Below are 23,222 nucleotides of genomic sequence, written 5' to 3'. Positions count from 1 at the left end.
ACATGCAATTAAATGTAAATGACGCTCAAGCGATCGAAGTTTCCGAACTGACATTTGGCGGCGAATTCAACGAGACGCTGGTTCACCAAGCAGTCGTGGCCTACTTGGCCGGCGGCCGTCAAGGTAGCAAGCAGCAGAAGACCCGTTCCGACGTTCGTGGTGGCGGCAAGCGCCCATGGCGTCAGAAAGGTACTGGCCGTGCTCGTGCCGGTACTATCCGTAGCCCAATCTGGCGTGGCGGCGGTACCACTTTCGCAGCTCGTCCACAGGATCACTCCCAGAAGCTGAACAAGAAGATGTATCGCGCAGCAATGCGTTCCATCCTTGCTGAGCTCGTGCGTACTGATCGTCTGGTCGTGGTTCAGGATTTCGCTGTTGAAACTCCGAAAACCAAAGATCTGCTGGGCAAACTGAACAACATGAGCCTGACCGACGTTCTGATCGTGTCGGACGCTGTTGATCAGAACCTGTACCTGGCTGCTCGCAACCTGCCGCACGTAGATGTACGTGACGTGCAAGGTTCCGATCCAGTTAGTCTGATCGCATACGACAAGGTGTTGATCACCGTGTCGGCCGTGAAGAAATTCGAGGAGCTGCTGGGATGAACCAGGAACGCGTATTTAAAGTTCTGCTTGGCCCGCACGTTTCCGAGAAGGCTACGGTTCTGGCAGACAAGAAAGGCCAGTTCGTTTTCAAGGTTGCTACCGATGCAACCAAGCTGGAAATCAAGAAGGCCGTCGAAAGCCTGTTCAGCGTGAAAGTAGAGCGCGTCACTACCCTGAACGTTCTGGGTAAGAGCAAGCGCACTGCTCGCGGTCTGGGCAAGCGTAATGACTGGAAGAAGGCAGTTATCTCCCTTCAGCCAGGCCAAGATCTCGATTTCAGCAGCAGTGCTGAGTAAGGAAGGGGTGCATCATGGCAATCGTTAAATGCAAACCGACTTCCCCTGGCCGCCGTTTTGTGGTCAAGGTGGTCAACCAGGAGCTGCATAAAGGCGCTCCTCACGCACCGCTGCTCGAGAAAAAATCGAAGTCTGGTGGTCGTAACAACAATGGCCGTATTACCACTCGTCACATCGGTGGTGGTCATAAGCAGCATTACCGTATGGTCGATTTCCGTCGCAACGACAAAGATGGCATCGTCGCCACTGTCGAGCGTATCGAATACGATCCAAACCGTACTGCTCACATCGCACTGCTCTGCTACGCAGACGGCGAGCGCCGCTACATCATCGCCCCTAAAGGCGTGAGTGCTGGCGACCAGCTGATCGCAGGCGCTCTGGCTCCAATCAAGCCAGGCAACGCTCTGCAACTGCGCAACATTCCAGTCGGTTCTACCGTACACGGCATCGAATTGAAGCCAGGTAAAGGTGCACAGATCGCTCGTTCCGCTGGTGCTTCGGCTCAGCTGATCGCTCGTGAAGGTGTTTACGTGACCCTGCGTCTGCGTTCCGGTGAAATGCGTAAAGTCCTGGCTGAATGCCGTGCGACCCTGGGTGAAGTCTCGAACTCCGAGCACAGCCTGCGTTCGCTGGGTAAAGCTGGTGCCAAACGCTGGCGTGGCGTTCGCCCAACCGTTCGTGGTGTTGCCATGAACCCGGTTGACCACCCACATGGTGGTGGTGAAGGTCGTACCTCTGGTGGTCGTCATCCGGTATCGCCATGGGGCTTCCCGACTAAGGGCGCGAAGACTCGTGGTAATAAGCGTACCGACAAAATGATCGTCCGTCGTCGCAAGTAAATAGAGGGATACGACAGTGCCACGTTCTCTGAAAAAAGGTCCTTTTATTGATCTTCACCTACTGAAGAAGATCGAAGTGGCGGCGGAAAAGAACGATCGCAAACCAATTAAAACCTGGTCGCGTCGTTCGATGATCCTGCCACAAATGGTCGGTCTGACCATCGCAGTACACAACGGTCGTCAGCACGTCCCAGTTCTCGTTAACGAAGACATGGTCGGCCACAAACTGGGCGAGTTCGCCGGTACCCGCAACTATCGCGGGCACGTGGCTGACAAGAAAGCCAAGCGTTAAGGGGTAAGGAAATGGAAGTAGCCGCTAAGTTGTCGGGCGCTCGAATCTCCGCCCAGAAAGCCCGCTTGGTCGCCGACCAGATCCGCGGGAAGAAGGTGGGCGAAGCGCTCAACCTGTTGGCTTTCAGCAGTAAGAAAGCCGCCGAGATCATGAAGAAAGTGCTGGAGTCGGCCGTAGCCAACGCCGAGCATAACGAAGGCGCAGACGTTGATGACCTGAAAGTCAGCACCGTTTTCGTCAACGAAGGGCGTTCGCTGAAGCGCATCATGCCACGTGCCAAAGGCCGTGCTGATCGCATCGTCAAGCGGTCTTGCCATATCACTGTCAAGGTTGCTGACAAGTAACGGAGTCGAAGAGATGGGTCAGAAAGTACATCCCATTGGCATTCGCCTGGGAATCGTCAAGGAGCACACCTCCGTCTGGTACGCAGACGGTCGGACTTATGCGGACTACTTGTTCGCAGATCTGAAAGTGCGTGAGTATCTCCAAGACAAACTAAAAAGCGCGTCCGTAAGCCGTATCGATATCCATCGTCCGGCCCAAACTGCACGCATCACCATCCACACCGCTCGTCCAGGTATCGTTATCGGGAAGAAAGGTGAAGATGTTGAGAAACTGCGTCAGGACCTGACCAAGCAAATGGGTGTGCCTGTGCACATCAATATCGAAGAGATCCGCAAGCCGGAGCTCGACGGTATGCTGGTTGCGCAGAGCGTAGCTCAGCAGCTGGAGCGTCGTGTAATGTTCCGTCGCGCTATGAAGCGCGCTGTACAGAACGCCATGCGCATTGGTGCCAAAGGCATCAAAATCCAAGTGAGCGGTCGTCTCGGCGGTGCTGAAATCGCACGTACTGAATGGTATCGCGAAGGTCGTGTGCCACTGCACACCCTGCGTGCCGACATCGACTATGCCAACTACGAAGCTCACACCACTTACGGTGTGATCGGTGTAAAGGTTTGGATCTTCAAAGGCGAAGTTATTGGTGGTCGCCAAGAAGAACTGAAACCGCAAGCACCAGCGCCTCGTAAAAAAGCTGCTAAGTAAGGGGTACGCCAAATGTTGCAACCAAAGCGTACGAAGTTCCGCAAGCAGATGACCGGCCACAACCGTGGTCTGGCACTGCGCGGTAGCAAAGTCAGCTTCGGCGAGTTCGCGCTGAAGTCTGTTGCTCGTGGTCGTCTCACCGCTCGTCAGATCGAGTCAGCGCGTCGTGCTCTGACCCGTCACGTAAAACGTGGCGGCAAGATCTGGATCCGTGTATTCCCGGACAAGCCGATCTCCAAGAAACCTCTCGAGGTTCGTATGGGTAAAGGTAAGGGTAACGTGGAGTACTGGGTTGCCCAGATTCAGCCAGGCAAAGTCCTGTATGAAATCGAGGGTGTTTCTGAAGAGCTGGCGCGTGAGGCTTTCGCCCTGGCTGCTGCAAAGCTGCCGCTCGCCACCTCCTTTGTTAAACGGACGGTGATGTGATGAAAGCGAATGAACTTCGTGAAAAATCCGCACAGCAGCTGAACGAGCAACTGCTCGGCCTGCTGCGCGACCAGTTCAATCTGCGCATGCAGAAAGCAACTGGCCAGTTGGGGCAGTCTCATCTGCTCTCGCAAGTTAAGCGTGACATCGCTCGCGTGAAGACTGTGCTCAACCAGCAGGCAGGTAAGTGATCATGGCTGAAGCCGAAAAAACTGTCCGTACGCTGACTGGCCGTGTTGTCAGCGACAAGATGGACAAAACCATCACCGTTCTGATCGAGCGTCGCGTTAAGCACCCGATCTACGGTAAATACGTTAAGCGTTCGACTAAGCTGCACGCGCACGACGAAACCAATCAGTGCCACATCGGCGACAAAGTCACTATTCGTGAAACTCGTCCGATGGCCAAGACCAAGTCTTGGGCGCTGGTTGATGTTCTCGAACGCGCTGTGGAAGTCTAAGGGCTAGGGGTCGGAGAAATTATATGATTCAGACTCAATCCATGCTCGATGTGGCCGATAACAGCGGCGCTCGCCGTGTTATGTGCATCAAGGTGCTGGGTGGCTCCCATCGTCGTTACGCTGGTATCGGTGACATCATCAAAGTTACCGTGAAGGAAGCAATTCCGCGCGGTAAGGTGAAAAAAGGCCAAGTGATGACTGCTGTTGTAGTCCGCACTCGTCACGGCGTACGTCGTGCTGATGGCTCCATTATCCGCTTTGATGGCAACGCTGCTGTTCTTCTGAACAACAAGCAAGAGCCGATCGGCACCCGTATCTTTGGGCCAGTGACCCGTGAACTTCGTACTGAGAAGTTCATGAAGATCGTCTCGCTCGCCCCAGAAGTGCTGTAAGGAGATCCGACATGCAAAAGATTCGTCGTGACGACGAGATCATCGTGATCGCCGGCAAAGACAAAGGTAAGCGCGGTAAGGTGCTGAAGGTTCTTGCTGACAACCGTCTGGTTGTTGGCGGTCTGAACCTGGTCAAGCGTCATACCAAGCCTAACCCGATGTCGGGCGTACAGGGCGGTATCGTCGAGAAAGAAGCGCCACTGCACGCTTCCAACGTCGCCATCTTCAACGGCGAAACCAACAAGGCTGACCGCGTTGGTTTCAAAGTAGAAGACGGTAAGAAAATTCGTGTCTTCAAGTCGACCCAAAAAGCGGTTGATGCTTGAACACTGCTAGGTAGAAGACCATGGCACGACTAAAAGAGATTTACCGGAAGGAAATCGCTCCGAAACTTAAGGAAGAACTTAAGCTTTCGAACGTGATGGAAGTTCCGCGCGTTACCAAAATCACCCTGAACATGGGTCTGGGCGAAGCGATCGGCGACAAAAAAGTCATCGAGCACGCTGTTGCTGACCTGGAAAAGATCACCGGCCAGAAAGTCGTTGTGACCTACGCTCGTAAATCCATCGCTGGCTTCAAAGTCCGCGAAGGATGGCCGATCGGCGTCAAAGTGACCCTGCGCCGTGAGCGTATGTACGAGTTCCTGGATCGTCTGCTGTCGATCTCCCTGCCTCGGGTTCGCGACTTCCGCGGCCTGAATGCCAAGTCCTTCGATGGTCGTGGCAACTACAGCATGGGCGTGAAAGAGCAGATCATCTTCCCGGAAATCGACTACGACAAGATCGATGCTCTCCGCGGTCTGGACATTACCCTGACCACCACTGCCAAGAACGATGATGAAGGCCGCGCTCTGCTGCGTGCTTTCAAATTCCCGTTCCGCAACTGATTGGAGTAGGAAAATGGCCAAGAAGAGCATGAAGAACCGTGAGCTGAAGCGTCAGCTCACCGTTGCCAAGTACGCCACCAAGCGTGCAGCGCTGAAAGCTATCATCGTCGATCTGAACGCAAGTCCAGAAGCGCGTTGGGAAGCTACCGTAGCTCTGCAGAAGCAACCACGTGACGCAAGCGCTTCGCGCATGCGTAACCGTTGCCGCCTGACTGGTCGTCCGCACGGCGTGTACCGCAAGTTCGGCCTCGGCCGTAACATGCTGCGTCAAGCTGCAATGCGCGGTGACGTACCAGGTCTGGTTAAAGCCAGCTGGTAACAGTTGTCAAAGTCTCGATGTTCGGGTTCGCAAGAACCTGACCATCGGTGGCCTTGAATCTGAATCAAGCCCCTTTTGGGGCTTGATTCATTTCTGGGGTGTGTCTAGAATGACCGGCTCGCCTGAGCCCGTGTTTTTCTGCCCGGAAGTTCTCGGCGACAAGTAGTAGCCGCAAGGCTAATTTTTCTGTATTAGGAGCGTCTAGCCCATGAGTATGCAGGACCCGTTAGCGGACATGCTAACTCGAATCCGTAATGCCCAGATGGCTGAAAAGTCTGTCGTAAGCATGCCGTCTTCCACGTTGAAGGCTGCTGTAGCAAAAGTCCTGAAGGACGAAGGTTACATCGCGGATTTTCAGATCACCACCGACGCCAAGCCGTCGCTGTCCATCTCGCTGAAGTACTTCGAAGGCCGTCCGGTTATCGAAGAAGTGAAGCGCGTTAGTCGTCCAGGCCTGCGTCAGTACAAGTCCGTTGAGGATCTGCCGAAAGTTCGTGGCGGTCTTGGCGTGTCTATCGTCTCCACCAACAAAGGTGTGATGACGGATCGTGCTGCGCGCGCTGCCGGTGTCGGCGGCGAAGTTCTTTGCACTGTGTTCTAAGGGGGGATAAGCATGTCTCGCGTCGCTAAGAACCCCGTTAAGCTGCCAGCCGGTGTCGAAGTCAAATTCGCAGGCCAACAGCTTTCGGTGAAGGGTGCCAAGGGTACTCTTGAACTGAACATCCATTCGTCCGTTGAGATCGTTGAAGAAGCTGGTGAGCTGCGTTTCGCTGCTCGCAATGGCGATCAACAAACTCGCGCAATGGCCGGTACCACGCGTGCGTTGGTAAACAACATGGTCCAGGGCGTAAGCCAAGGCTTCGAGCGCAAGCTCCAGCTGGTCGGTGTTGGTTACAAAGCGCAAGCAAAAGGTCAGGTTCTGAACCTGGCTCTTGGCTTCTCGCACCCAGTGGATTACGAACTGCCGGAAGGCATCACCGCTGAGACTCCTAGCCAGACCGATATCCTGATCAAGGGCATCGACAAGCAGCTGGTAGGTCAAGTGGCCGCCGAGATCCGCGACTTCCGTCCACCAGAGCCGTACAAAGGCAAAGGTGTGCGCTACGCGGACGAAGTCGTCCGTCGTAAAGAAGCCAAGAAGAAGTAGGGCATAGCAAATGACCGACAAAAAAGTTACTCGACTGCGTCGCGCTCGCAAAGCACGCCTGAAAATGCACGAACTCGAAGTCGTGCGTCTCTGCGTGTTCCGCTCGTCGCAGCACATCTACGCCCAGGTCATCTCGGCCGACGGCAACAAAGTCCTGGCAAGTGCCTCGACTTTGGATAAAGAACTGCGTGATGGTGCCACTGGCAACATCGACGCGGCCACAAAGGTTGGCCAGCTGGTCGCTACGCGTGCTAAGGCCGCTGGCGTCTCGCAAGTGGCTTTCGACCGCTCTGGCTTCAAGTACCACGGCCGCGTTAAAGCGCTGGCTGATGCTGCTCGTGAAGCTGGGCTGGAGTTCTAAGTTATGTCAAATAACGACCAAAAGCGCGACGAAGGCTACATCGAGAAGCTGGTTCAAGTTAACCGCGTAGCCAAAACCGTTAAAGGCGGCCGTATCTTCACTTTCACCGCGTTGACCGTGGTTGGTGATGGTAAAGGGCGTGTTGGCTTCGGCCGTGGCAAGTCACGTGAAGTGCCTGCTGCGATCCAGAAGGCAATGGAAGCTGCTCGCCGCAACATGATTCAAGTTGACCTGAACGGCACCACTCTGCAGTACGCAATGAAGTCCGCTCACGGCGCTTCGAAGGTGTACATGCAGCCTGCTTCTGAAGGTACCGGTATCATCGCTGGCGGCGCTATGCGTGCTGTCCTCGAAGTTGCTGGCGTTCAGAACGTTCTGGCCAAGTGCTACGGCTCGACTAACCCGGTAAACGTGGTTCACGCCACTTTCAAGGGTCTGAAGGCTATGCAGTCTCCTGAGTCCATCGCTGCCAAGCGTGGCCTGCGTGTTGAGGAGATCAAGTAATCATGGCTACCGTTAAAGTAACGCTGATCAAAAGCATGACCGGCCGCATCCCTAACCACAAACTGTGCGTTAAGGGTCTGGGTCTGCGTCGCATCGGTCACACTGTAGAAGTCCAGGATACTCCCGAGAATCGCGGGATGATCAACAAGGCTTACTACATGCTGCGTGTCGAGGGTTAATCGATGAAACTCAATGATCTGAGTCCAGCGCCGGGTTCCCGTCGCGAAAAGCATCGTCCGGGCCGTGGTATCGGTAGTGGTTTGGGCAAGACTGGTGGCCGTGGTCACAAAGGTCAGACCTCCCGCTCCGGTGGCACCATTGCTCCAGGCTTTGAAGGCGGTCAACAGCCGCTGCATCGTCGCCTGCCCAAGTTCGGTTTCGTTTCCCTGAAAGCCATGGACCGCGCAGAAGTGCGTCTGTCCGAGCTGGCCAAAGTGGAAGGCGACATCGTTACTGTGCAGTCCCTGAAAGATGCCAACGTGATCAACGTCAACGTACAGCGTGTGAAAATCATGCTGTCCGGTGAAGTGACTCGCGCTGTCACTATCGGCAAGGGAATCGGCGCCACCAAAGGTGCGCGTGCGGCTATCGAAGCAGCTGGCGGCAAGTTCGAGGAATAAATGGCTAAGCAAGGTGCTCTCTCTGCGCTCGGCAAAGGCGGTATGTCTGAACTCTGGGCTCGTCTGCGTTTTCTGTTCCTGGCGATTATCGTCTACCGAATAGGCGCACACATCCCGGTTCCAGGTATCAACCCGGACCGACTCGCAGACCTGTTTCGACAGAATGAGGGGACCATTCTTAGCTTGTTCAACATGTTCTCCGGCGGCGCGCTGGAACGGATGAGCATCTTTGCACTGGGGATCATGCCGTACATTTCGGCATCGATCATCATGCAACTGATGACCGCCGTCAGCCCGCAGCTGGAGCAGTTGAAGAAGGAAGGTGAAGCTGGCCGTCGCAAGATCAGCCAGTACACCCGCTACGGCACCGTCGTCCTCGCTCTCGTTCAGGCTATTGGCATGTCCATTGGCCTGGCGGGGCAGGGCGTTGCGTTCACTGGTGACTTTGGCTTCCATTTCGTCGCGGTAACCACTTTTGTGGCTGGTGCGATGTTCATGATGTGGCTGGGTGAGCAGATTACTGAGCGTGGTGTAGGCAACGGTATCTCGATGTTGATTTTTTCGGGTATCGTCGCCGGTCTTCCGAGAGCAATCGGGCAGTCTTTCGAGTCTGCGCGTCAGGGTGATATCAACATCTTCGCCCTGGTTGCCATCGGTTTGCTGGCAGTAGCGATTATCGGTTTCGTGGTGTTCATTGAGCGTGGCCAGCGTCGTATCGCTGTTCACTACGCCAAGCGTCAGCAGGGCCGCAAGGTTTTTGCTGCGCAGACAAGCCACTTGCCGCTGAAGGTGAACATGGCCGGTGTTATTCCGGCTATTTTCGCGAGCAGCATTTTGCTGTTCCCGGCTTCGTTGGGTGCCTGGTTCGGTCAGTCTGAAGGTATGGGCTGGTTGCAGGACATCTCGCAGTCGATCGCTCCTGGTCAGCCGTTGAATATTCTGCTGTTTAGTGCAGGGATTATTTTCTTCTGCTTCTTCTATACGGCGTTGATGTTCAATCCGAAAGACGTAGCGGAAAACCTGAAGAAGTCCGGTGCCTTTATTCCGGGCATCCGTCCAGGTGAGCAGTCTGCGCGCTATATCGATGGCGTTCTGACCCGCTTGACCATGTTCGGTGCTCTTTACATGACGGCCGTGTGCCTGTTGCCCCAGTTCCTGGTGGTTGCAGCAAACGTTCCGTTCTACCTTGGCGGGACCTCGTTGCTGATCGTGGTCGTGGTTGTGATGGACTTCATGTCCCAAGTACAATCGCACCTCGTTTCGCACCAGTACGAATCCCTGATGAAGAAAGCCAACCTGAAGGGTTACGGCAGCGGCATGTTGCGCTGAGTACCCATAAGGTTCGAGGAGTTGGTGATGAAAGTTCGTGCATCGGTGAAAAAGCTGTGCCGTAACTGCAAGATTATTCGCCGCGAAGGTGTTGTTCGAGTAATTTGCAGCGCGGAACCGCGTCACAAACAGCGCCAAGGCTGAGTGTGATTGTGCTTCAAGCCCGGTAGCTAGTGCGCTACCGGGTTGATTATTTGTTATTACAGCGATATTATCTCGCGCCCTATTTCTTGGCTTCCGGGGCGTAGGTAGCTGTCAATTGGAGTCCCACTGAATGGCCCGTATTGCAGGCGTTAACATTCCAGATAACAAGCATACTGTTATCTCGCTGACCTACATCTATGGTGTTGGTCGCACTACTGCGCAGAAGATCTGTGCAGTGACTGGGGTAAACCCAGCAGCAAAGATCAAAGATCTGAGCGACGAGCAAATTGAACAGCTGCGTGGCGAAGTGGCGAAGTTCACCACTGAAGGTGACCTGCGTCGCGAAATCAACATGAAAATCAAGCGCTTGATGGACCTCGGTTGCTATCGCGGTCTGCGTCATCGTCGTGGTCTGCCAGTACGCGGTCAGCGTACCAAGACCAACGCGCGTACCCGTAAAGGTCCGCGTAAGCCGATCCGCAAGTAATCGCCCCAGCGAATCGACAGGAATTTAATCATGGCAAAACCTGCTGCTCGTCCTCGTAAAAAAGTTAAAAAGACAGTGGTTGATGGCATCGCCCACATCCATGCATCTTTTAACAACACCATCGTGACCATTACCGACCGTCAAGGTAACGCTCTTTCCTGGGCTACCTCCGGTGGTTCGGGTTTCCGCGGTTCCCGCAAGTCCACCCCGTTCGCTGCTCAAGTAGCTGCTGAGCGTGCTGGTCAAGCTGCGCTGGAATACGGCCTGAAAAACCTCGACGTCAACGTCAAGGGTCCAGGTCCAGGTCGTGAATCCGCAGTCCGCGCTTTGAACGGCTGTGGCTACAAGATCGCCAGCATCACCGACGTGACGCCAATCCCGCACAACGGGTGCCGTCCGCCGAAGAAGCGCCGCGTGTAATCCAGGAGATTGTAAAGAATGGCTCGTTACATTGGTCCAAAATGCAAACTCGCTCGTCGCGAAGGCACCGATCTCTTCCTGAAGAGCGGCGTGCGCGCGATCGAATCGAAGTGCAACATTGAAGCAGCACCTGGTATCCACGGCCAACGCCGCGGCCGCCAGTCCGACTACGGCACCCAACTGCGTGAAAAGCAGAAGGTCCGTCGTATCTACGGCGTTCTCGAGCGTCAGTTCAGCGGCTACTACAAAGAAGCTGCTGGCAAGAAAGGTGCAACCGGTGAAAACCTGCTGCAACTTCTCGAATGCCGTCTGGACAACGTTGTATACCGTATGGGCTTTGGTTCGACTCGTGCCGAATCCCGTCAGCTGGTATCGCACAAGTCGATCAGCGTCAACGGTCAGACCGTAAACGTCCCGTCGTATCAGGTTCGTGCTGGTGACGTGGTTGCAGTTCGCGAGAAAGCAAAAAACCAACTTCGCATTGTCCAAGCTCTCGATCTGTGTGCCCAACGTGGCCGCGTAGAATGGGTAGAAGTAGACACTGAGAAGAAGTCGGGCGTTTTCAAGAACGTTCCTGCTCGCAGTGATCTGTCCGCCGACATCAACGAAAGCCTGATTGTCGAGCTCTACTCCAAGTAAGGGCTAGAAAATAGGTGCATCCATGCAGATTTCGGTAAATGAGTTCCTGACACCCCGCCACATTGATGTGCAGGTTGTCAGTCCAACCCGCGCCAAGATCACTCTCGAGCCTCTCGAGCGTGGTTTTGGCCACACCCTGGGCAACGCGCTGCGCCGCATCCTGTTGTCCTCAATGCCCGGCTGCGCAGTAGTCGAGGCCGAGATTGACGGTGTGCTCCACGAGTACAGCGCCATCGAAGGTGTACAGGAAGACGTAATTGAAATCCTGTTGAACCTTAAAGGTCTGGCCATCAAGCTGCACGGTCGTGACGAAGTTACGCTGACCTTGTCGAAGAAGGGTTCGGGGGTGGTTACCGCTGCCGATATTCAGCTGGATCATGATGTCGAGATCGTTAATCCCGATCACGTAATCGCTAACCTGGCGTCTAACGGCGCCCTGAACATGAAGCTCACCGTAGCTCGTGGTCGTGGTTATGAACCAGCCGACTCGCGTCAGAGCGATGAAGACGAAAGCCGCAGCATCGGTCGCTTGCAGCTCGATTCTTCGTTCAGCCCGGTTCGCCGTATCGCCTACGTGGTGGAAAACGCCCGTGTCGAGCAGCGTACCAACCTGGACAAGCTGGTTATTGATCTGGAAACCAACGGTACTCTGGATCCTGAAGAGGCTATCCGTCGCGCTGCAACCATCCTGCAACAGCAGCTGGCTGCGTTCGTCGACCTCAAGGGTGAAAGTGAGCCGCTGGTTGTCGAGCAGGAAGACGAGATCGATCCGATCCTGCTTCGCCCGGTTGACGATCTGGAACTGACTGTACGTTCGGCTAACTGCCTTAAGGCGGAAAACATCTACTACATCGGCGACCTGATTCAGCGTACCGAAGTAGAGCTGTTGAAGACTCCGAACCTGGGCAAGAAATCCTTGACTGAAATCAAGGACGTTCTGGCCTCCCGCGGTCTGTCCCTCGGCATGCGCCTCGACAACTGGCCGCCTGCAAGTCTTAAGAAGGACGACAAGGCGACTGCCTGATCGTCGTAATCACCGAACGTAGTGTTTGGTAAGGAATGAACCATGCGTCATCGTAAAAGTGGTCGTCACCTGAGCCGCACCAGCTCGCACCGCAAGGCCATGTTCCAAAACATGGCGGTGTCGCTGTTCGAGCACGAGCTGATCAAAACTACTCTGCCAAAAGCCAAAGAACTGCGCCGCGTTGCCGAGCCGCTGATCACTCTGGCCAAGACAGACAGCCTGGCTAACCGCCGTCTGGCTTTCGACCGTACTCGTTCGAAAGCTATCGTTGGTAAGCTCTTCAACGACCTGGGCAAGCGTTACGCTACCCGTGAGGGTGGCTACCTGCGCATCCTCAAGTGCGGTTTCCGCGCTGGCGACAACGCGCCTATGGCGTACGTCGAGTTGGTTGATCGTGCTACTGCTGGCGAAGCTGTATCCGCCGAGTAAGACGTCAGTCTGAAACAAAGAACCGGGCCTAGTGCCCGGTTTTTTGTGCCTGTAAGAAATGCGTCGTCCGTACAAGTTTCTGACATGCTCGAACTGCCACTATGTGCCGGGAAAACATAATTAGTAATTATCTATCGATGTCTGCAAGTTAATGAATTTGTAGCGATAACGTCGATGATCAATACTTCCCGCCAAGCCCATTAGCCGGCAGTTCAAAGACTGACAGAGGAAGAAGACCGCATGAGCCAGACCAAAACGCTTACAACCGCCAGTGGCGCGCCAGTCGCTGACAACCAGAATTCCCGCTCCGCCGGCCCACGCGGTCCGCTGCTGCTCGACGATTTCCACCTGCTCGAAAAGCTCGCGCACTTCAACCGTGAAAACATTCCTGAACGCCGCGTGCACGCCAAAGGCTCGGGCGCTTACGGTACGTTCACCGTCACTCGCGACATCACCGAATATACCAGCGCAAAACTGTTCGAATCGGTAGGTAAACAAACGCCAACCTTCCTGCGCTTTTCCACCGTAGGTGGCGAGCGTGGTTCGGCCGACACCGAGCGCGATCCGCGCGGTTTCGCCTTGAAGTTCTATACCGAAGAAGGCAACTGGGACATCGTCGGCAACAATACGCCGGTGTTTTTCATCCGTGATCCACTGAAGTTTCCGGACTTTATCCACACGCAAAAGCGTCTGCCGCAAAGCAACCTGAAAAGTGCGCAGATGATGTGGGATTTCTGGTCGCATTCGCCTGAAGCGCTGCACCAGGTCACCATTCTGTTTTCTGATCGCGGCATTCCGGACGGCTACCGTCACATGCACGGCTTCGGTAGCCATACGTACAGCCTGATCAATGCCAAAGGCGAGCGTCATTGGGTCAAGTGGCATTACAAGACGCAGCAAGGCATCAAGAACCTGGCGCCCGCCGACGCCGCCCGTTTGGCGGGAACCGACCCGGACTACGCGCAGCGTGACCTGTTCGAGGCCATCGAGCGCGGTGATTTCCCGAAATGGCGCGTGTGCATTCAGATCATGACTGAAGCGCAAGCGGCCGCTCATTACGAAAACCCGTTCGACGTCACCAAAACCTGGTCACAGAAAGAGTTTCCGCTGATCGAAGTCGGTGAGCTGGAGTTGAACCGCAACCCGCTGAACTACTTCGCCGAAGTTGAACAGGCTGCATTCGGCCCGAGCAACATGGTGCCAGGCGTGGGTTTGTCCCCGGACCGCATGCTGCAAGGCCGCGTATTTGCCTACGCTGACGCGCACCGCTACCGCGTTGGCACCAACCATCAGCAATTGCCGGTGAATGCTCCACGCAGTCCGGTGAACACTTATCAGCGTGACGGCTCCATGGCGTTCGGCAGCAATGGTGGTGCGGCGCCGAACTATGAACCGAACAGCTACATCGAGTCGCCGAAACAAGCACCACATTACGCAGAGCCAGCACTGGCCTTGAGCGGTGCCGCAGATCGCTATGATCACCGCGAAGATACCGATTACTACAGCCAGGCCGGTGCCTTGTTCCGCTTGATGAGCGAGGAGCAGAAAGCGCTGCTGGTCAGCAACATCGCGGGTGCGATGGCAGGTGTTTCCAGCGACGTCGTCGATCGTCAGTTGCAGCATTTCTACAAAGCCGATCGGGCGTATGGAGAAGCAATCGCAAACCTGCTCAACGTACAGCTTAACGAAGTCTAAACGAGAAGCAGAACCGCCCTCATTTGGGCGGTTTTTGCGTTATTTGGCCTGCTTTTCTCGGAATATCTTCGCTTTTATTGCGCGAAGCGGGTGACCTTCCGGTCAGGTTGGTTCAAACTACAGACTTTCAGGAAGGGAGATGTAGGGCGATGCAAGGCCACCCAGATGTAATCGATTACCTCAATACGTTGCTGACCGGCGAACTGGCCGCGCGTGACCAATATTTCGTTCATTCGCGGATGTATGAGGACTGGGGGTTCACCAAGCTCTACGAGCGCATCAACCACGAGATGGAAGAAGAAGCAGGCCACGCCGATGCATTGATGCGGCGGATCCTGATGCTCGAAGGCACGCCGCGCATGCGTCCGGATGATCTGGATGTCGGCACTACGGTGCCGGAGATGCTCGAAGCTGATCTTCGCCTCGAATACAAAGTCCGCGCTGCGCTTTGCAAAGGCATCGAGCTTTGCGAGCAGCACCAAGACTACGTCAGCCGCGAGATTCTGCGGGTTCAGCTCAACGACACTGAAGAAGATCACACCTATTGGCTGGAAAAGCAGTTGGGTCTGATCAAGCTGATCGGTCTCGAGAACTACCTGCAATCCCACGCGTCCTGATTGCAACGGCTACAAAAAAAGCCCCTGTCACTTCAACGGTGACAGGGGCTTTTTCATGCCTTGCAGTTAAGCCCGATCGCGGATCAGCAACGGCTTGAGGTAATGGCCGGTGTGAGACTGCTTCATCTCGGCGACTTCCTCGGGCGTGCCGGTGGCAATGATCTGACCCCCTTTGGAACCGCCCTCAGGACCGAGGTCCACCAGCCAGTCAGCGGTCTTGATCACATCGAGGTTGTGCTCGATGACCACCACGGTGTTGCCGTGATCGCGCAGGCGATGCAGAACGTCGAGCAACTGCTGGATATCCGCAAAGTGCAGACCGGTAGTCGGCTCATCGAGGATATACAGGGTCTTGCCGGTATCGCGCTTGGACAGCTCGCGCGACAACTTGACCCGCTGTGCTTCACCGCCGGACAGGGTCGTCGCCGACTGCCCGAGTTTGATGTACGACAGGCCGACATCCATCAGCGTTTGCAGCTTGCGCGCCAGTGCCGGCACCGCGTCGAAGAACTCCCGAGCTTCCTCGATGGTCATTTCGAGGGTCTCGTGGATGCTCTTGCCCTTGTATTTGATCTCAAGGGTTTCGCGGTTGTAGCGCTTGCTCTTGCACACATCGCAGGGCACGTAGATGTCCGGCAGGAAGTGCATCTCCACCTTGATCAGGCCATCGCCCTGACACGCCTCGCAACGCCCGCCCTTGACGTTGAACGAGAAACGCCCAGGGCCATAACCACGAGAGCGTGACTCGGGCACGCCGGCAAACAGTTCGCGGATCGGCGTGAACAGCCCGGTATACGTCGCCGGGTTGGAACGCGGTGTACGACCGATCGGGCTCTGGTCGATATCGACGACTTTGTCGAGATGCTCCAGACCTTTGATGCTGTCGTGTGCTGCCGCTTCCAGCGTGGTCGCGCCATTGAGTGCCGTGGCGCTCAGCGGGAACAGCGTGTTGTTGATCAGCGTCGATTTGCCCGAGCCGGATACGCCGGTCACGCAGGTCAGCAGGCCGATCGGGATATCCAGATCGACATTGCGCAAGTTGTTGCCACGCGCACCTTTGAGCGACAGGTTGAGCTTCTTGTTGCGCGGCGTGCGTTTGGCCGGCACTTCGATCTTCACCCGGCCGGACAGGTATTTGCCGGTCAGCGAATCCGGGTGCGCCATGACTTCGTCCGGCGTGCCTTCGGCAACAATCTGCCCGCCGTGCACACCTGCGCCAGGGCCGATATCGACAACATAGTCAGCCAGGCGAATCGCGTCTTCGTCGTGCTCGACCACAATCACCGTGTTGCCGATATCGCGCAAATGCTTGAGCGTGCCGAGCAGTCGGTCGTTATCGCGCTGATGCAGGCCGATGGACGGCTCATCGAGGATGTATAGAACGCCAACAAGTCCGGCGCCAATCTGGCTGGCCAGACGAATCCGCTGCGCCTCGCCGCCGGAGAGTGTGTCGGCGCTGCGATCCAGCGACAGATAGTCGAGGCCGACGTTGACCAGGAACTGCAGACGCTCGCGGATTTCCTTGAGGATCTTGTCGGCGATCTCTCCGCGCCGCCCGGTCATCTTCAGTGCAGCGAAATATTCGCAGGCATCGCCGATCGGCAGATTGGTCACTGCCGGTAAGGTTTTCTCACCGACCCACACGTGCCGCGCTTCACGGCGCAGACGCGTGCCGCGGCAATCCGGGCAGGCCTGATGGCTGAGGAACTTGGCCAGCTCCTCGCGCACGCTCGCCGATTCGGTTTCGCGGTAACGGCGCTCCAGATTGGGCACGATGCCTTCGAACGGGTGCGAGCGTTTGACGATGTCGCCACGGTCGTTCAGGTACTTGAAGTCGACGTTCTGCGAGCCGCTGCCGTGCAGGATGAACTTCTGCTGCTCGGCGCTCAGGTCGTTGAAAGGCTTGTCCAGGCTGAACTTGTAATGCGAGGCGAGTGAGCCAAGCATCTGGAAGTAATAGACGTTGCGCCGGTCCCAGCCGCGTATCGCGCCCTCGGCGAGGGTCAGCTCGCCGTTGACCAGACGCTTGATGTCGAAGAACTGCTTCACGCCCAGGCCATCGCAGGTCGGGCAGGCGCCGGCCGGGTTGTTGAAGGAAAACAGCTTGGGTTCCAGCTCGCTGATCGCGTGGCCGCAGATCGGGCAGGCGAAGCGTGCGGAGAAGATCATTTCTTCGCCCGGCTCGTCGTCCATCGGCGCCACCAGGGCAATGCCATCAGCCAGTTTCAGCGCGGTCTCGAAGGACTCGGCCAGACGTTGCTGCAGATCGGCGCGAACCTTGAAGCGATCGACGATGACGTCAATCGAGTGCTTCTTCTGTTTATCCAGCTTCGGCAGCTCGTCGAGTTCGCAAATGCGCCCGTTGACCCGGGCGCGGACGAAACCTTGCGCACGCAATTCTTCGAAGACTGACAGGTGTTCGCCCTTGCGCTCGCGGATCACCGGTGCCAGCAGCATGAGTTTGCTGCCTTCCGGCTGCGCCAGCACCAGATCGACCATCTGGCTGACGGTCTGCGCTTCCAGCGGAATGTCGTGATCCGGGCAACGCGGCGTACCCACGCGGGCATAGAGCAGACGCAGGTAGTCGTAGATTTCGGTGATGGTGCCGACCGTGGAGCGCGGGTTGTGCGAGGTCGACTTCTGTTCAATGGAGATCGCCGGCGACAGGCCTTCGATGGTGTCGACGTCGGGTTTTTCCATCATCGACAGGAACTGCCTGGCGTAGGCCGACAGCGATTCGACATAGCGGCGCTGACCCTCGGCATACAGCGTGTCGAACGCCAGGGATGACTTGCCGGATCCGGACAGGCCGGTGATGACGATCAGTTTGTCCCGTGGCAGGGTCAGGTCGATGTTCTTCAGGTTGTGGGTACGGGCCCCACGTATCAGGATCTTGTCCAAAGTGGCCTCGCTCGGCGGGCGTCGAAAACGTAGGAGTATACGGGCAAATACTGGATGGATGCACACTATCCAACGAAGGGCGTTCTGCCGTTCATGAAGAGAGTTTCATCTATACGCGTCATAGCGTCGCGATATACCCCGTCTTCCGATGGGACTGGTAGAATCGCCGCCGGTTCACACGAGGTTTTTCCATGCACGATCCCCACAGCGAACGCATGAGTGGCAGCGAGACCCGCGCGGCGAGCGGTCTGGCCCTGGTGTTCGCCTTCCGTATGCTTGGCATGTTCATGGTGTTGCCGGTGCTGGCGACCTATGGCATGGATCTGGCGGGAGCGACCCCGGCCCTGATCGGGCTGGCGATTGGCGCTTACGGTCTGACCCAGGCGATTTTCCAGATCCCGTTCGGGATCATTTCGGATCGCATCGGTCGTCGACCGGTGATCTACCTCGGTCTGATTGTCTTCGCTCTCGGCAGTGTTCTCGCGTCCCAGGCCGATTCGATCTGGGGCGTGATTGCCGGACGGATCCTGCAGGGCGCCGGGGCGATTTCCGCGGCGGTCATGGCGCTGCTTTCCGACCTGACCCGCGAACAGCATCGCACCAAAGCCATGGCGATGATCGGCATGACCATCGGCCTGTCGTTCGCCGTAGCCATGGTCGTGGGGCCGTTGCTGACCAGCGCTTTCGGGTTGTCGGGACTGTTCCTTGCCACCGGCGCGATGGCGCTGGTCGGCATCCTGATCATCATGTTCATGGTGCCGCAGTCCACCGGTCCACTGCAGCATCGTGAATCCGGCGTGGCGCGACAGGCACTGATGCCGACGCTCAAGCACCCGGACCTGCTGCGCCTCGATCTGGGCATCTTTGTGTTACATGCCATGTTGATGTCGAGCTTCGTTGCTCTGCCGCTGGCGCTGGTGGAAAAAGCCGGTTTGCCCAAGGAGCAGCACTGGTGGGTCTACCTCACCGCATTGCTGATTTCGTTCTTCGCCATGATCCCGTTCATCATCTACGGCGAGAAGCGACGCAAAATGAAACGAGTTTTGCTCGGCGCCGTCATGACACTGATGCTGACTGAACTATTCTTCTGGCAGTTCGGCGATAGCCTGCGCGCCCTGGTGATCGGCACGGTGGTGTTCTTCACCGCGTTCAACCTGCTCGAGGCATCGTTGCCGTCGCTGATCAGCAAGGTTTCACCGGCAGGCGGCAAGGGCACGGCCATGGGCGTGTACTCCACCAGCCAGTTCCTCGGTTCGGCACTCGGCGGGATACTCGGCGGCTGGTTGTTCCAGCATGGCGGTCTGTCGGTTGTGTTCCTCGGATGCGCCGCGCTGGCTGCACTTTGGCTGGCCTTTGCTGTTACCATGCGCGAACCTCCCTACGTGACGAGCCTGCGCTTGCCGTTGTCGCCCGAAGCGATCCGCGAAGCGGGTCTGGTCGAGCGCCTCAAGGCCCTGGTAGGGGTAACAGATGCAGTGATAGTCGCCGAAGAGGCGGCTGTTTACATCAAACTGGACAAAGAATTAGTGGATCGCACCACCCTCGAACGCCTGGTCAACAACCCGGCCGGGGCTGCGTGCGACGCTTAGGAGAACGTTATGGCCCGTGGGGTTAACAAAGTCATATTGGTCGGCACTTGCGGCCAGGATCCCGAAGTTCGCTACCTGCCTAACGGTAACGCCGTGACCAACCTGAGTCTGGCCACCAGCGAACAATGGACCGACAAGCAGACCGGTCAGAAGGTCGAAAAGACCGAGTGGCACCGTGTGTCGATGTTCGGCAAGGTTGCCGAGATCGCTGGCGAATACCTGCGCAAGGGTTCGCAGGTCTACATCGAAGGCAAGCTGCAGACCCGCGAGTGGGAAAAGGACGGCATCAAGCGTTACACCACTGAAATCGTGGTGGACATGCAAGGCACCATGCAACTGCTCGGCGGCCGTCCACAACAGGGCGACCAGCAAGGCGGCGGCAACAATTACCAGCAGCAGGCGCCACGTCAGCAGGCCCCACGCCCGCAGCAGTCGGCTCCGCAGCAGCGTTCGGCTCCACCAGCGCCGCAGCAGGCCGCACCGCAACCGGCTCCGGATTTCGACAGCTTCGATGACGATATTCCGTTCTGATTTGCCGCTGTAAACGCTTCCAATGAAAAGGCCCGTCGCTTAAACGACGGGCCTTTTTTGTGAGGCAATTTCAGCGCGACCCCTATCACCTGTAGGAGCTGACGAGTGCAACGAGGCTGCGATCTTTTGATCTTTAAAAGCAACGTCAAAAGATCGCAACCTTGTTGCACTCGTCAGCTCCTACATGGGGAATCGTTTCAGTCGAGGATCAGGTGCGGCAGGAAGCGGCTGGAGTCCTTGGTGATCAGACTGTTGTCCTCGCGCACACCAATTCCCGCCGCCTCGTCACCAATCACCCACGAACCGATCAGCGTGTAGCTGTCGCCAAACTTCGGCAGCGGCGCGAACTCCTGCAGGATGAACGGCGCATCGGTGTACGGCCCATCCTCTTTGACGATCAGACCCTGGGCCGTTTGCAGCTCGATGTTGGCGCCTTCACGGGAAAAGTACGGCTTGCGCACCCAGCCTTTCGGCACGGCGCTCTGCGGATTCGGATCGAGGTGCGCGGCGAGCAGATTCGGATGACCCTTGTGCAGTTCCCACAGCAACGGCAGCACACCTTTGTTCGACAGAATCGCCTTCCACGCCGGTTCGAAAAACTGCGTGTCGCACTCGGCGATCGCTGTGCCGAACGGTTCGTGGAAGATGAATTCCCAGGCGTGCAGCTTGAACAGGTGCGGGATCCAGCGATCCTGCAGATCGACGAACCGGCCTTCAGCCGTCAGGCCGATGTCTTCGATATCGATGTGGCGTGATTCGATGCCGGCCTTTTCCGCGATCAACCGCAGGTAGTCAGTGGTGCCTTTGTCCTCGACCGAATCCTTCATCGAAGCGAAGTAGAACGGCCGCTTCAACTGCAGTTCGGCGAAAGCCTGGTGCAGCCTGGTGTCGATGCTGTTGAACTGGTCGGCATGCGGTGGCAGCGTGCCGCGCTCGATGCACTGCTCCAGCCAGCCCCACTGAAATGCCGCCGCTTCGTAAAGGCTGGTCGGCGTGTCGTAGTTGAGCTCCAGCAGTTTCGCCGGGCCGCTGCCGCTGTAGGAAAAGTCCATGCGACCGTACAGATGCGGATGACCTTCGCGCCAGGAGGTGCGGATCATGTCGTAGTACGCCGCCGGAATGCTCAAGCGATCGAGCAACGCCTCGCTGTTTACCACGCGCTCAACCAGATCCATGCACATCTCATGCAGTTCGGCGGTCGGGTCTTCGAGATCGTTCTCGATCTGCGCGAGGCTGAACTGGTAGTAGGCGCTTTCGTCCCAGTACGGTTCGTCGTCGATGGTGTGGAACAGGAAACCGAGGCTTTCGGCGGTGTGCTTCCAGTCGGGGCGCTCGGCGCAGTGGATCTTTTTCATGTCAGCTGCTCGAGCGTCCGGAACTGCTGCCCCAGCCACCCCAGCCGCTGCGGGCGCTGGACTGGCTACCGAAGCCGCCGCGCGAGGTCGACGCAGCAACGTTTACCGGTTTGCTCTTGCTGCTTTCGTAATCCGGCTGGCTGCGCGTGGTCGTTTCAGCTTTGCGGTACTGCGTTGAAGTGTTGTACGGCTGGCGCGTTTCACGATCGCGGTAAACGCTGCGATCGGCGTTGTTGCTCATTGCGTTGCCGATCAGCCAACCGCTCAGCCAGCCATTGCCGCCGCCACCTGAACCGCCGGAAGAGTGCGAGCCGCCGTGACTTGCGCTGCTGCTGGTGGTGTCGCCCGCCGGCATTTGCGCATCGGCAATGGCATCCAGATTTTGCGGCTCTTCACCCTTCTGCGGCACCTTGAAACCGCCGAGTCTGGGGACGAAGCGGCCATCGGAATTTTTCTGACACCAGCCAGCGGCAAAGTCTGCGTCGCATTGGGTCTTGTCGTCGTAGGCCGGGGCGATGCGTCGGTGTTCGCCAAAGGCGGCGACGTAGGCGCTGGAGCAGACGTCGGCGGCCACTTCGGCGTCAACGCACTGTTCAACGCTCTGAAAACTGCGCGGCTGATCCACTGCTGCCGCTTCACCGGAAATGGCCATTGCCACTGACGCGGCGAGGGACAACTGCACGTATTTGCTGCGTTTCATCGAGAGGCTTCCTGCCGGTCAGTGGGACGGGGTCATGCACGCGGCATTGAGCATGCCGACGCTGATCGCCACGGCAGCCACATAAATGCCGGCCGCCACTTCGCCGTTGGCGATGCGCTGGGACGTGCCCTTGAGCACCAGCCCGGTAGCCACGAACGCCAACAATTGCACAACGGCAGCGATAACCGCCCAGAGCACGAAGTCGAGCACGTTGACCGAGTAGGCAATCACGTTGCTCGCGGGAATGGCGAAGCCGATTATCGCGCCGGCCAGGGCGATAGCCGCAGCAGTATTGCCGGCGCGGATCAGCTCGAATTCCTTGTGCGCGGTGATGCGCGTGTAGACGAATTGAAACAGCATGAACAGCAACACGGCGCCGATCAGGTAGACGACAAAACCGACCAGCGCGGTTTTGTTCAGGGAAACGGCCAACACTTCCAGCATGAAAAACTTCCTTTTTTAGATGGCGCTCAAATCAGTCGTGTACAGCGAGATGCCCAGCGAGGTGCTCAGGCTGACGGTGCCTTCTTCATCCTGTTCGACGGAGAACAACAGCAGTTCGCGGCGATCGGTCAGGCCGGTGTCGCGGGCATACAGCATCGCGTGGTGCTTGATGGTGTAGGACTCGTCCGGGTTGACCACGTGTTCGGTCATTGGCACCAGTTCGGTCTGCTGCAGCTCGGTGCCCCATTCGCGCGTGTATTCGACACCGTCACGGGTGTAGGTCGGCAGGCCGATCAGGCTGTTGGGGCCGGCCAGACGCTGCAGTTCGGCGTCGCTGTTGACCGTCACATAGCTGAGGTAATTGAACAGGGTGACCGACTCGATCTGGTCTTCATCGGTGACGTGGATCTGTACCCAGAAATCCTCGTCGTTCATGTAATAGCGGTGCAATTTGTTGGACTGGCCGAGATCGACCCAGCCGGCGCTCCACACCGCTTGATCGAACGGCACCCGCACCGACGTCGAGCCTTCCAGCAGCAGCGCCAGGGTCGTGTCAAAGCGCACGCCTTTGCCTTGCGCCATGCCGAGAGGGCCGCTGGCGCCGGTGGTGGTTGGCGCAGCGGTCTGCCAGGTGCTGGTGCCGAGCAAGTCTTTAAACCATCCCATGGGTACGTTCCTTGAAGCGGGTGGAGGTGTTCGGGGTTGAAAAAGTGGCGGTAGTGTACCG

The 23,222-nt window shown here is 57.1% G+C and carries 35 protein-coding genes; 30 read left to right on the top strand and 5 right to left on the bottom strand.

The features are described 5' to 3' along the window. Positions 1-2 precede the first annotated feature (2 nt). The 28 genes from rplD to bfr all read left to right on the top strand — a co-directional run bounded on the left by rplD (position 3) and on the right by bfr (position 14,975). Positions 3-605 (top strand): 50S ribosomal protein L4, encoded by a 603-nt coding sequence (gene rplD / locus LIS66_RS24055; protein ID WP_227973173.1) that lies wholly within the window; start codon positions 3-5, stop codon positions 603-605. Next, on the top strand, positions 602-901 hold the full coding sequence (gene rplW / locus LIS66_RS24050; RefSeq protein ID WP_002555488.1) for a 50S ribosomal protein L23: 300 nt from the start codon (positions 602-604) through the stop codon (positions 899-901). Before rplD ends, rplW begins: the two co-directional genes overlap by 4 nt. A 14-nt stretch (positions 902-915) precedes the next feature. After that, positions 916-1,740, top strand: coding sequence for a 50S ribosomal protein L2 (gene rplB / locus LIS66_RS24045; RefSeq protein ID WP_016772943.1), 825 nt, complete (start codon positions 916-918; stop codon positions 1,738-1,740). Positions 1,741-1,756: 16 nt separating this feature from the next. Continuing rightward, positions 1,757-2,032 carry a 30S ribosomal protein S19 gene (rpsS, locus tag LIS66_RS24040; protein WP_011336172.1) on the top strand — a complete coding sequence of 92 codons (276 nt, stop codon included), beginning with the start codon at positions 1,757-1,759 and terminating at the stop codon, positions 2,030-2,032. An 11-nt stretch (positions 2,033-2,043) separates the two neighbouring features. Continuing rightward, positions 2,044-2,376: a 50S ribosomal protein L22 gene (gene rplV / locus LIS66_RS24035; RefSeq protein ID WP_003103908.1), complete on the top strand. Its 333-nt coding sequence runs from the start codon at positions 2,044-2,046 to the stop codon at positions 2,374-2,376. Between the two features lie 13 nt (positions 2,377-2,389). Next, positions 2,390-3,076, top strand: coding sequence for a 30S ribosomal protein S3 (rpsC, locus tag LIS66_RS24030; protein ID WP_003176422.1), 687 nt, complete (start codon positions 2,390-2,392; stop codon positions 3,074-3,076). Between the two features lie 12 nt (positions 3,077-3,088). Further along, positions 3,089-3,502 carry a 50S ribosomal protein L16 gene (gene rplP, locus LIS66_RS24025; RefSeq protein WP_003228729.1) on the top strand — a complete coding sequence of 138 codons (414 nt, stop codon included), beginning with the start codon at positions 3,089-3,091 and terminating at the stop codon, positions 3,500-3,502. After that, positions 3,502-3,693 (top strand): 50S ribosomal protein L29, encoded by a 192-nt coding sequence (rpmC, locus tag LIS66_RS24020; protein WP_002555481.1) that lies wholly within the window; start codon positions 3,502-3,504, stop codon positions 3,691-3,693. Before rplP ends, rpmC begins: the two co-directional genes overlap by 1 nt. 2 nt (positions 3,694-3,695) lie before the next feature. Then, complete coding sequence (gene rpsQ / locus LIS66_RS24015) at positions 3,696-3,962, top strand: 30S ribosomal protein S17 (protein WP_003194644.1); 267 nt, start codon at positions 3,696-3,698, stop codon at positions 3,960-3,962. A gap of 23 nt (positions 3,963-3,985) precedes the next feature. Further along, positions 3,986-4,354, top strand: coding sequence for a 50S ribosomal protein L14 (rplN, locus tag LIS66_RS24010; RefSeq protein ID WP_002555479.1), 369 nt, complete (start codon positions 3,986-3,988; stop codon positions 4,352-4,354). A gap of 11 nt (positions 4,355-4,365) precedes the next feature. Continuing rightward, positions 4,366-4,680, top strand: coding sequence for a 50S ribosomal protein L24 (gene rplX, locus LIS66_RS24005; RefSeq protein WP_003186046.1), 315 nt, complete (start codon positions 4,366-4,368; stop codon positions 4,678-4,680). Positions 4,681-4,700: 20 nt separating this feature from the next. Beyond that, entirely contained in the window at positions 4,701-5,240 is a 540-nt protein-coding gene (gene rplE / locus LIS66_RS24000; protein ID WP_003210069.1) for a 50S ribosomal protein L5, read from the top strand. Positions 5,241-5,253: 13 nt separating this feature from the next. Then, complete coding sequence (gene rpsN / locus LIS66_RS23995; RefSeq protein ID WP_003186042.1) at positions 5,254-5,559, top strand: 30S ribosomal protein S14; 306 nt, start codon at positions 5,254-5,256, stop codon at positions 5,557-5,559. A 208-nt stretch (positions 5,560-5,767) separates the two neighbouring features. Next, positions 5,768-6,160, top strand: coding sequence for a 30S ribosomal protein S8 (gene rpsH / locus LIS66_RS23990; protein WP_016772944.1), 393 nt, complete (start codon positions 5,768-5,770; stop codon positions 6,158-6,160). 12 nt (positions 6,161-6,172) lie between these two features. Continuing rightward, positions 6,173-6,706 carry a 50S ribosomal protein L6 gene (rplF, locus tag LIS66_RS23985; RefSeq protein WP_003228722.1) on the top strand — a complete coding sequence of 178 codons (534 nt, stop codon included), beginning with the start codon at positions 6,173-6,175 and terminating at the stop codon, positions 6,704-6,706. Between the two features lie 10 nt (positions 6,707-6,716). Beyond that, on the top strand, positions 6,717-7,067 hold the full coding sequence (gene rplR / locus LIS66_RS23980; protein ID WP_003186037.1) for a 50S ribosomal protein L18: 351 nt from the start codon (positions 6,717-6,719) through the stop codon (positions 7,065-7,067). 3 nt (positions 7,068-7,070) lie between these two features. Beyond that, entirely contained in the window at positions 7,071-7,571 is a 501-nt protein-coding gene (gene rpsE / locus LIS66_RS23975; protein ID WP_007955637.1) for a 30S ribosomal protein S5, read from the top strand. 2 nt (positions 7,572-7,573) lie between these two features. Further along, complete coding sequence (rpmD, locus tag LIS66_RS23970) at positions 7,574-7,750, top strand: 50S ribosomal protein L30 (protein WP_003176408.1); 177 nt, start codon at positions 7,574-7,576, stop codon at positions 7,748-7,750. Between the two features lie 3 nt (positions 7,751-7,753). After that, positions 7,754-8,191, top strand: a complete 438-nt coding sequence (gene rplO / locus LIS66_RS23965) for a 50S ribosomal protein L15 (RefSeq protein WP_003228720.1) — start codon at positions 7,754-7,756, stop codon at positions 8,189-8,191. Next, positions 8,192-9,520: a preprotein translocase subunit SecY gene (gene secY / locus LIS66_RS23960; protein WP_042610655.1), complete on the top strand. Its 1,329-nt coding sequence runs from the start codon at positions 8,192-8,194 to the stop codon at positions 9,518-9,520. 27 nt (positions 9,521-9,547) lie between these two features. Continuing rightward, a complete protein-coding gene (gene rpmJ / locus LIS66_RS23955; protein WP_002555468.1) occupies positions 9,548-9,664 on the top strand; it encodes a 50S ribosomal protein L36 in 117 nt (38 codons plus the stop codon). 130 nt (positions 9,665-9,794) lie between these two features. Next, positions 9,795-10,151 carry a 30S ribosomal protein S13 gene (gene rpsM / locus LIS66_RS23950; RefSeq protein ID WP_003186020.1) on the top strand — a complete coding sequence of 119 codons (357 nt, stop codon included), beginning with the start codon at positions 9,795-9,797 and terminating at the stop codon, positions 10,149-10,151. Positions 10,152-10,181: 30 nt separating this feature from the next. Continuing rightward, the gene (gene rpsK, locus LIS66_RS23945; protein ID WP_002555466.1) at positions 10,182-10,571 is read left to right on the top strand and encodes a 30S ribosomal protein S11; all 390 of its coding nucleotides are present in this window, start codon (positions 10,182-10,184) and stop codon (positions 10,569-10,571) included. Between the two features lie 18 nt (positions 10,572-10,589). Continuing rightward, positions 10,590-11,210 carry a 30S ribosomal protein S4 gene (rpsD, locus tag LIS66_RS23940; RefSeq protein WP_003176404.1) on the top strand — a complete coding sequence of 207 codons (621 nt, stop codon included), beginning with the start codon at positions 10,590-10,592 and terminating at the stop codon, positions 11,208-11,210. Between the two features lie 22 nt (positions 11,211-11,232). Then, the gene (locus LIS66_RS23935; protein ID WP_016772946.1) at positions 11,233-12,234 is read left to right on the top strand and encodes a DNA-directed RNA polymerase subunit alpha; all 1,002 of its coding nucleotides are present in this window, start codon (positions 11,233-11,235) and stop codon (positions 12,232-12,234) included. A gap of 42 nt (positions 12,235-12,276) precedes the next feature. Continuing rightward, positions 12,277-12,663 carry a 50S ribosomal protein L17 gene (rplQ, locus tag LIS66_RS23930; RefSeq protein WP_003176402.1) on the top strand — a complete coding sequence of 129 codons (387 nt, stop codon included), beginning with the start codon at positions 12,277-12,279 and terminating at the stop codon, positions 12,661-12,663. Positions 12,664-12,903: 240 nt separating this feature from the next. Beyond that, positions 12,904-14,358, top strand: a complete 1,455-nt coding sequence (locus LIS66_RS23925) for a catalase (protein ID WP_227973172.1) — start codon at positions 12,904-12,906, stop codon at positions 14,356-14,358. Between the two features lie 149 nt (positions 14,359-14,507). Further along, positions 14,508-14,975, top strand: a complete 468-nt coding sequence (gene bfr / locus LIS66_RS23920) for a bacterioferritin (RefSeq protein WP_042610653.1) — start codon at positions 14,508-14,510, stop codon at positions 14,973-14,975. A gap of 66 nt (positions 14,976-15,041) precedes the next feature. Here bfr and uvrA read toward each other — a convergent pair whose 3' ends face one another. Beyond that, on the bottom strand, positions 15,042-17,876 hold the full coding sequence (gene uvrA, locus LIS66_RS23915; protein ID WP_042610652.1) for an excinuclease ABC subunit UvrA: 2,835 nt from the start codon (positions 17,874-17,876) through the stop codon (positions 15,042-15,044). Positions 17,877-18,067: 191 nt separating this feature from the next. Here uvrA and LIS66_RS23910 point away from each other — a divergent pair, with 191 nt between their 5' ends. Together LIS66_RS23910 and LIS66_RS23905 are read left to right on the top strand one after the other, a co-directional pair. Further along, entirely contained in the window at positions 18,068-19,465 is a 1,398-nt protein-coding gene (locus tag LIS66_RS23910) for an MFS transporter (RefSeq protein WP_042610651.1), read from the top strand. Between the two features lie 9 nt (positions 19,466-19,474). Next, positions 19,475-19,996: a single-stranded DNA-binding protein gene (locus LIS66_RS23905; RefSeq protein ID WP_042610650.1), complete on the top strand. Its 522-nt coding sequence runs from the start codon at positions 19,475-19,477 to the stop codon at positions 19,994-19,996. 197 nt (positions 19,997-20,193) lie between these two features. On the opposite strand, the gene LIS66_RS23900 is transcribed toward LIS66_RS23905, so the two are convergent. The 4 genes from LIS66_RS23900 to LIS66_RS23885 are packed head-to-tail and all read right to left on the bottom strand — an operon-like array spanning position 20,194 to position 23,161. Beyond that, a complete protein-coding gene (locus tag LIS66_RS23900; RefSeq protein WP_227973171.1) occupies positions 20,194-21,351 on the bottom strand; it encodes a glutathionylspermidine synthase family protein in 1,158 nt (385 codons plus the stop codon). Between the two features lies 1 nt (position 21,352). Further along, on the bottom strand, positions 21,353-22,051 hold the full coding sequence (locus LIS66_RS23895) for a DUF1190 domain-containing protein (RefSeq protein ID WP_227973170.1): 699 nt from the start codon (positions 22,049-22,051) through the stop codon (positions 21,353-21,355). A gap of 18 nt (positions 22,052-22,069) precedes the next feature. Continuing rightward, the gene (locus LIS66_RS23890) at positions 22,070-22,495 is read right to left on the bottom strand and encodes a DUF350 domain-containing protein (RefSeq protein ID WP_227973169.1); all 426 of its coding nucleotides are present in this window, start codon (positions 22,493-22,495) and stop codon (positions 22,070-22,072) included. Between the two features lie 15 nt (positions 22,496-22,510). Continuing rightward, the gene (locus LIS66_RS23885) at positions 22,511-23,161 is read right to left on the bottom strand and encodes a DUF2491 family protein (RefSeq protein ID WP_227973168.1); all 651 of its coding nucleotides are present in this window, start codon (positions 23,159-23,161) and stop codon (positions 22,511-22,513) included. Between the last annotated feature and the right edge of the window lie 61 nt (positions 23,162-23,222).

Source organism: Pseudomonas sp. HN2 (assembly GCF_020736465.1).
Taxonomy (GTDB): domain Bacteria; phylum Pseudomonadota; class Gammaproteobacteria; order Pseudomonadales; family Pseudomonadaceae; genus Aquipseudomonas; species Aquipseudomonas moraviensis_A.
This window is presented reverse-complemented; position numbering and strand designations above follow the sequence as displayed.

Coding starts and splice junctions, on each gene's coding strand:
- rplF (WP_003228722.1), top strand. CDS start 6,173: ATGTCTCGCGTCGCTAAGAACCCCGTTAAGCTGCCAGCCGGTGTCGAA.
- rpsK (WP_002555466.1), top strand. CDS start 10,182: ATGGCAAAACCTGCTGCTCGTCCTCGTAAAAAAGTTAAAAAGACAGTG.
- rpsD (WP_003176404.1), top strand. CDS start 10,590: ATGGCTCGTTACATTGGTCCAAAATGCAAACTCGCTCGTCGCGAAGGC.
- rpsM (WP_003186020.1), top strand. CDS start 9,795: ATGGCCCGTATTGCAGGCGTTAACATTCCAGATAACAAGCATACTGTT.
- secY (WP_042610655.1), top strand. CDS start 8,192: ATGGCTAAGCAAGGTGCTCTCTCTGCGCTCGGCAAAGGCGGTATGTCT.
- LIS66_RS23925 (WP_227973172.1), top strand. CDS start 12,904: ATGAGCCAGACCAAAACGCTTACAACCGCCAGTGGCGCGCCAGTCGCT.
- LIS66_RS23895 (WP_227973170.1), bottom strand. CDS start 22,051: ATGAAACGCAGCAAATACGTGCAGTTGTCCCTCGCCGCGTCAGTGGCA.
- rplW (WP_002555488.1), top strand. CDS start 602: ATGAACCAGGAACGCGTATTTAAAGTTCTGCTTGGCCCGCACGTTTCC.
- LIS66_RS23905 (WP_042610650.1), top strand. CDS start 19,475: ATGGCCCGTGGGGTTAACAAAGTCATATTGGTCGGCACTTGCGGCCAG.
- rplP (WP_003228729.1), top strand. CDS start 3,089: ATGTTGCAACCAAAGCGTACGAAGTTCCGCAAGCAGATGACCGGCCAC.
- rpsQ (WP_003194644.1), top strand. CDS start 3,696: ATGGCTGAAGCCGAAAAAACTGTCCGTACGCTGACTGGCCGTGTTGTC.
- rpsH (WP_016772944.1), top strand. CDS start 5,768: ATGAGTATGCAGGACCCGTTAGCGGACATGCTAACTCGAATCCGTAAT.
- LIS66_RS23910 (WP_042610651.1), top strand. CDS start 18,068: ATGCACGATCCCCACAGCGAACGCATGAGTGGCAGCGAGACCCGCGCG.
- bfr (WP_042610653.1), top strand. CDS start 14,508: ATGCAAGGCCACCCAGATGTAATCGATTACCTCAATACGTTGCTGACC.
- LIS66_RS23900 (WP_227973171.1), bottom strand. CDS start 21,351: ATGAAAAAGATCCACTGCGCCGAGCGCCCCGACTGGAAGCACACCGCC.
- rpsN (WP_003186042.1), top strand. CDS start 5,254: ATGGCCAAGAAGAGCATGAAGAACCGTGAGCTGAAGCGTCAGCTCACC.
- rplD (WP_227973173.1), top strand. CDS start 3: ATGCAATTAAATGTAAATGACGCTCAAGCGATCGAAGTTTCCGAACTG.
- rpmD (WP_003176408.1), top strand. CDS start 7,574: ATGGCTACCGTTAAAGTAACGCTGATCAAAAGCATGACCGGCCGCATC.
- rplO (WP_003228720.1), top strand. CDS start 7,754: ATGAAACTCAATGATCTGAGTCCAGCGCCGGGTTCCCGTCGCGAAAAG.
- LIS66_RS23935 (WP_016772946.1), top strand. CDS start 11,233: ATGCAGATTTCGGTAAATGAGTTCCTGACACCCCGCCACATTGATGTG.
- rplX (WP_003186046.1), top strand. CDS start 4,366: ATGCAAAAGATTCGTCGTGACGACGAGATCATCGTGATCGCCGGCAAA.
- rpsE (WP_007955637.1), top strand. CDS start 7,071: ATGTCAAATAACGACCAAAAGCGCGACGAAGGCTACATCGAGAAGCTG.
- rplR (WP_003186037.1), top strand. CDS start 6,717: ATGACCGACAAAAAAGTTACTCGACTGCGTCGCGCTCGCAAAGCACGC.
- rplQ (WP_003176402.1), top strand. CDS start 12,277: ATGCGTCATCGTAAAAGTGGTCGTCACCTGAGCCGCACCAGCTCGCAC.
- rpmC (WP_002555481.1), top strand. CDS start 3,502: ATGAAAGCGAATGAACTTCGTGAAAAATCCGCACAGCAGCTGAACGAG.
- rplN (WP_002555479.1), top strand. CDS start 3,986: ATGATTCAGACTCAATCCATGCTCGATGTGGCCGATAACAGCGGCGCT.
- rplV (WP_003103908.1), top strand. CDS start 2,044: ATGGAAGTAGCCGCTAAGTTGTCGGGCGCTCGAATCTCCGCCCAGAAA.
- rpmJ (WP_002555468.1), top strand. CDS start 9,548: ATGAAAGTTCGTGCATCGGTGAAAAAGCTGTGCCGTAACTGCAAGATT.
- LIS66_RS23890 (WP_227973169.1), bottom strand. CDS start 22,495: ATGCTGGAAGTGTTGGCCGTTTCCCTGAACAAAACCGCGCTGGTCGGT.
- rplB (WP_016772943.1), top strand. CDS start 916: ATGGCAATCGTTAAATGCAAACCGACTTCCCCTGGCCGCCGTTTTGTG.
- LIS66_RS23885 (WP_227973168.1), bottom strand. CDS start 23,161: ATGGGATGGTTTAAAGACTTGCTCGGCACCAGCACCTGGCAGACCGCT.
- rpsC (WP_003176422.1), top strand. CDS start 2,390: ATGGGTCAGAAAGTACATCCCATTGGCATTCGCCTGGGAATCGTCAAG.
- rplE (WP_003210069.1), top strand. CDS start 4,701: ATGGCACGACTAAAAGAGATTTACCGGAAGGAAATCGCTCCGAAACTT.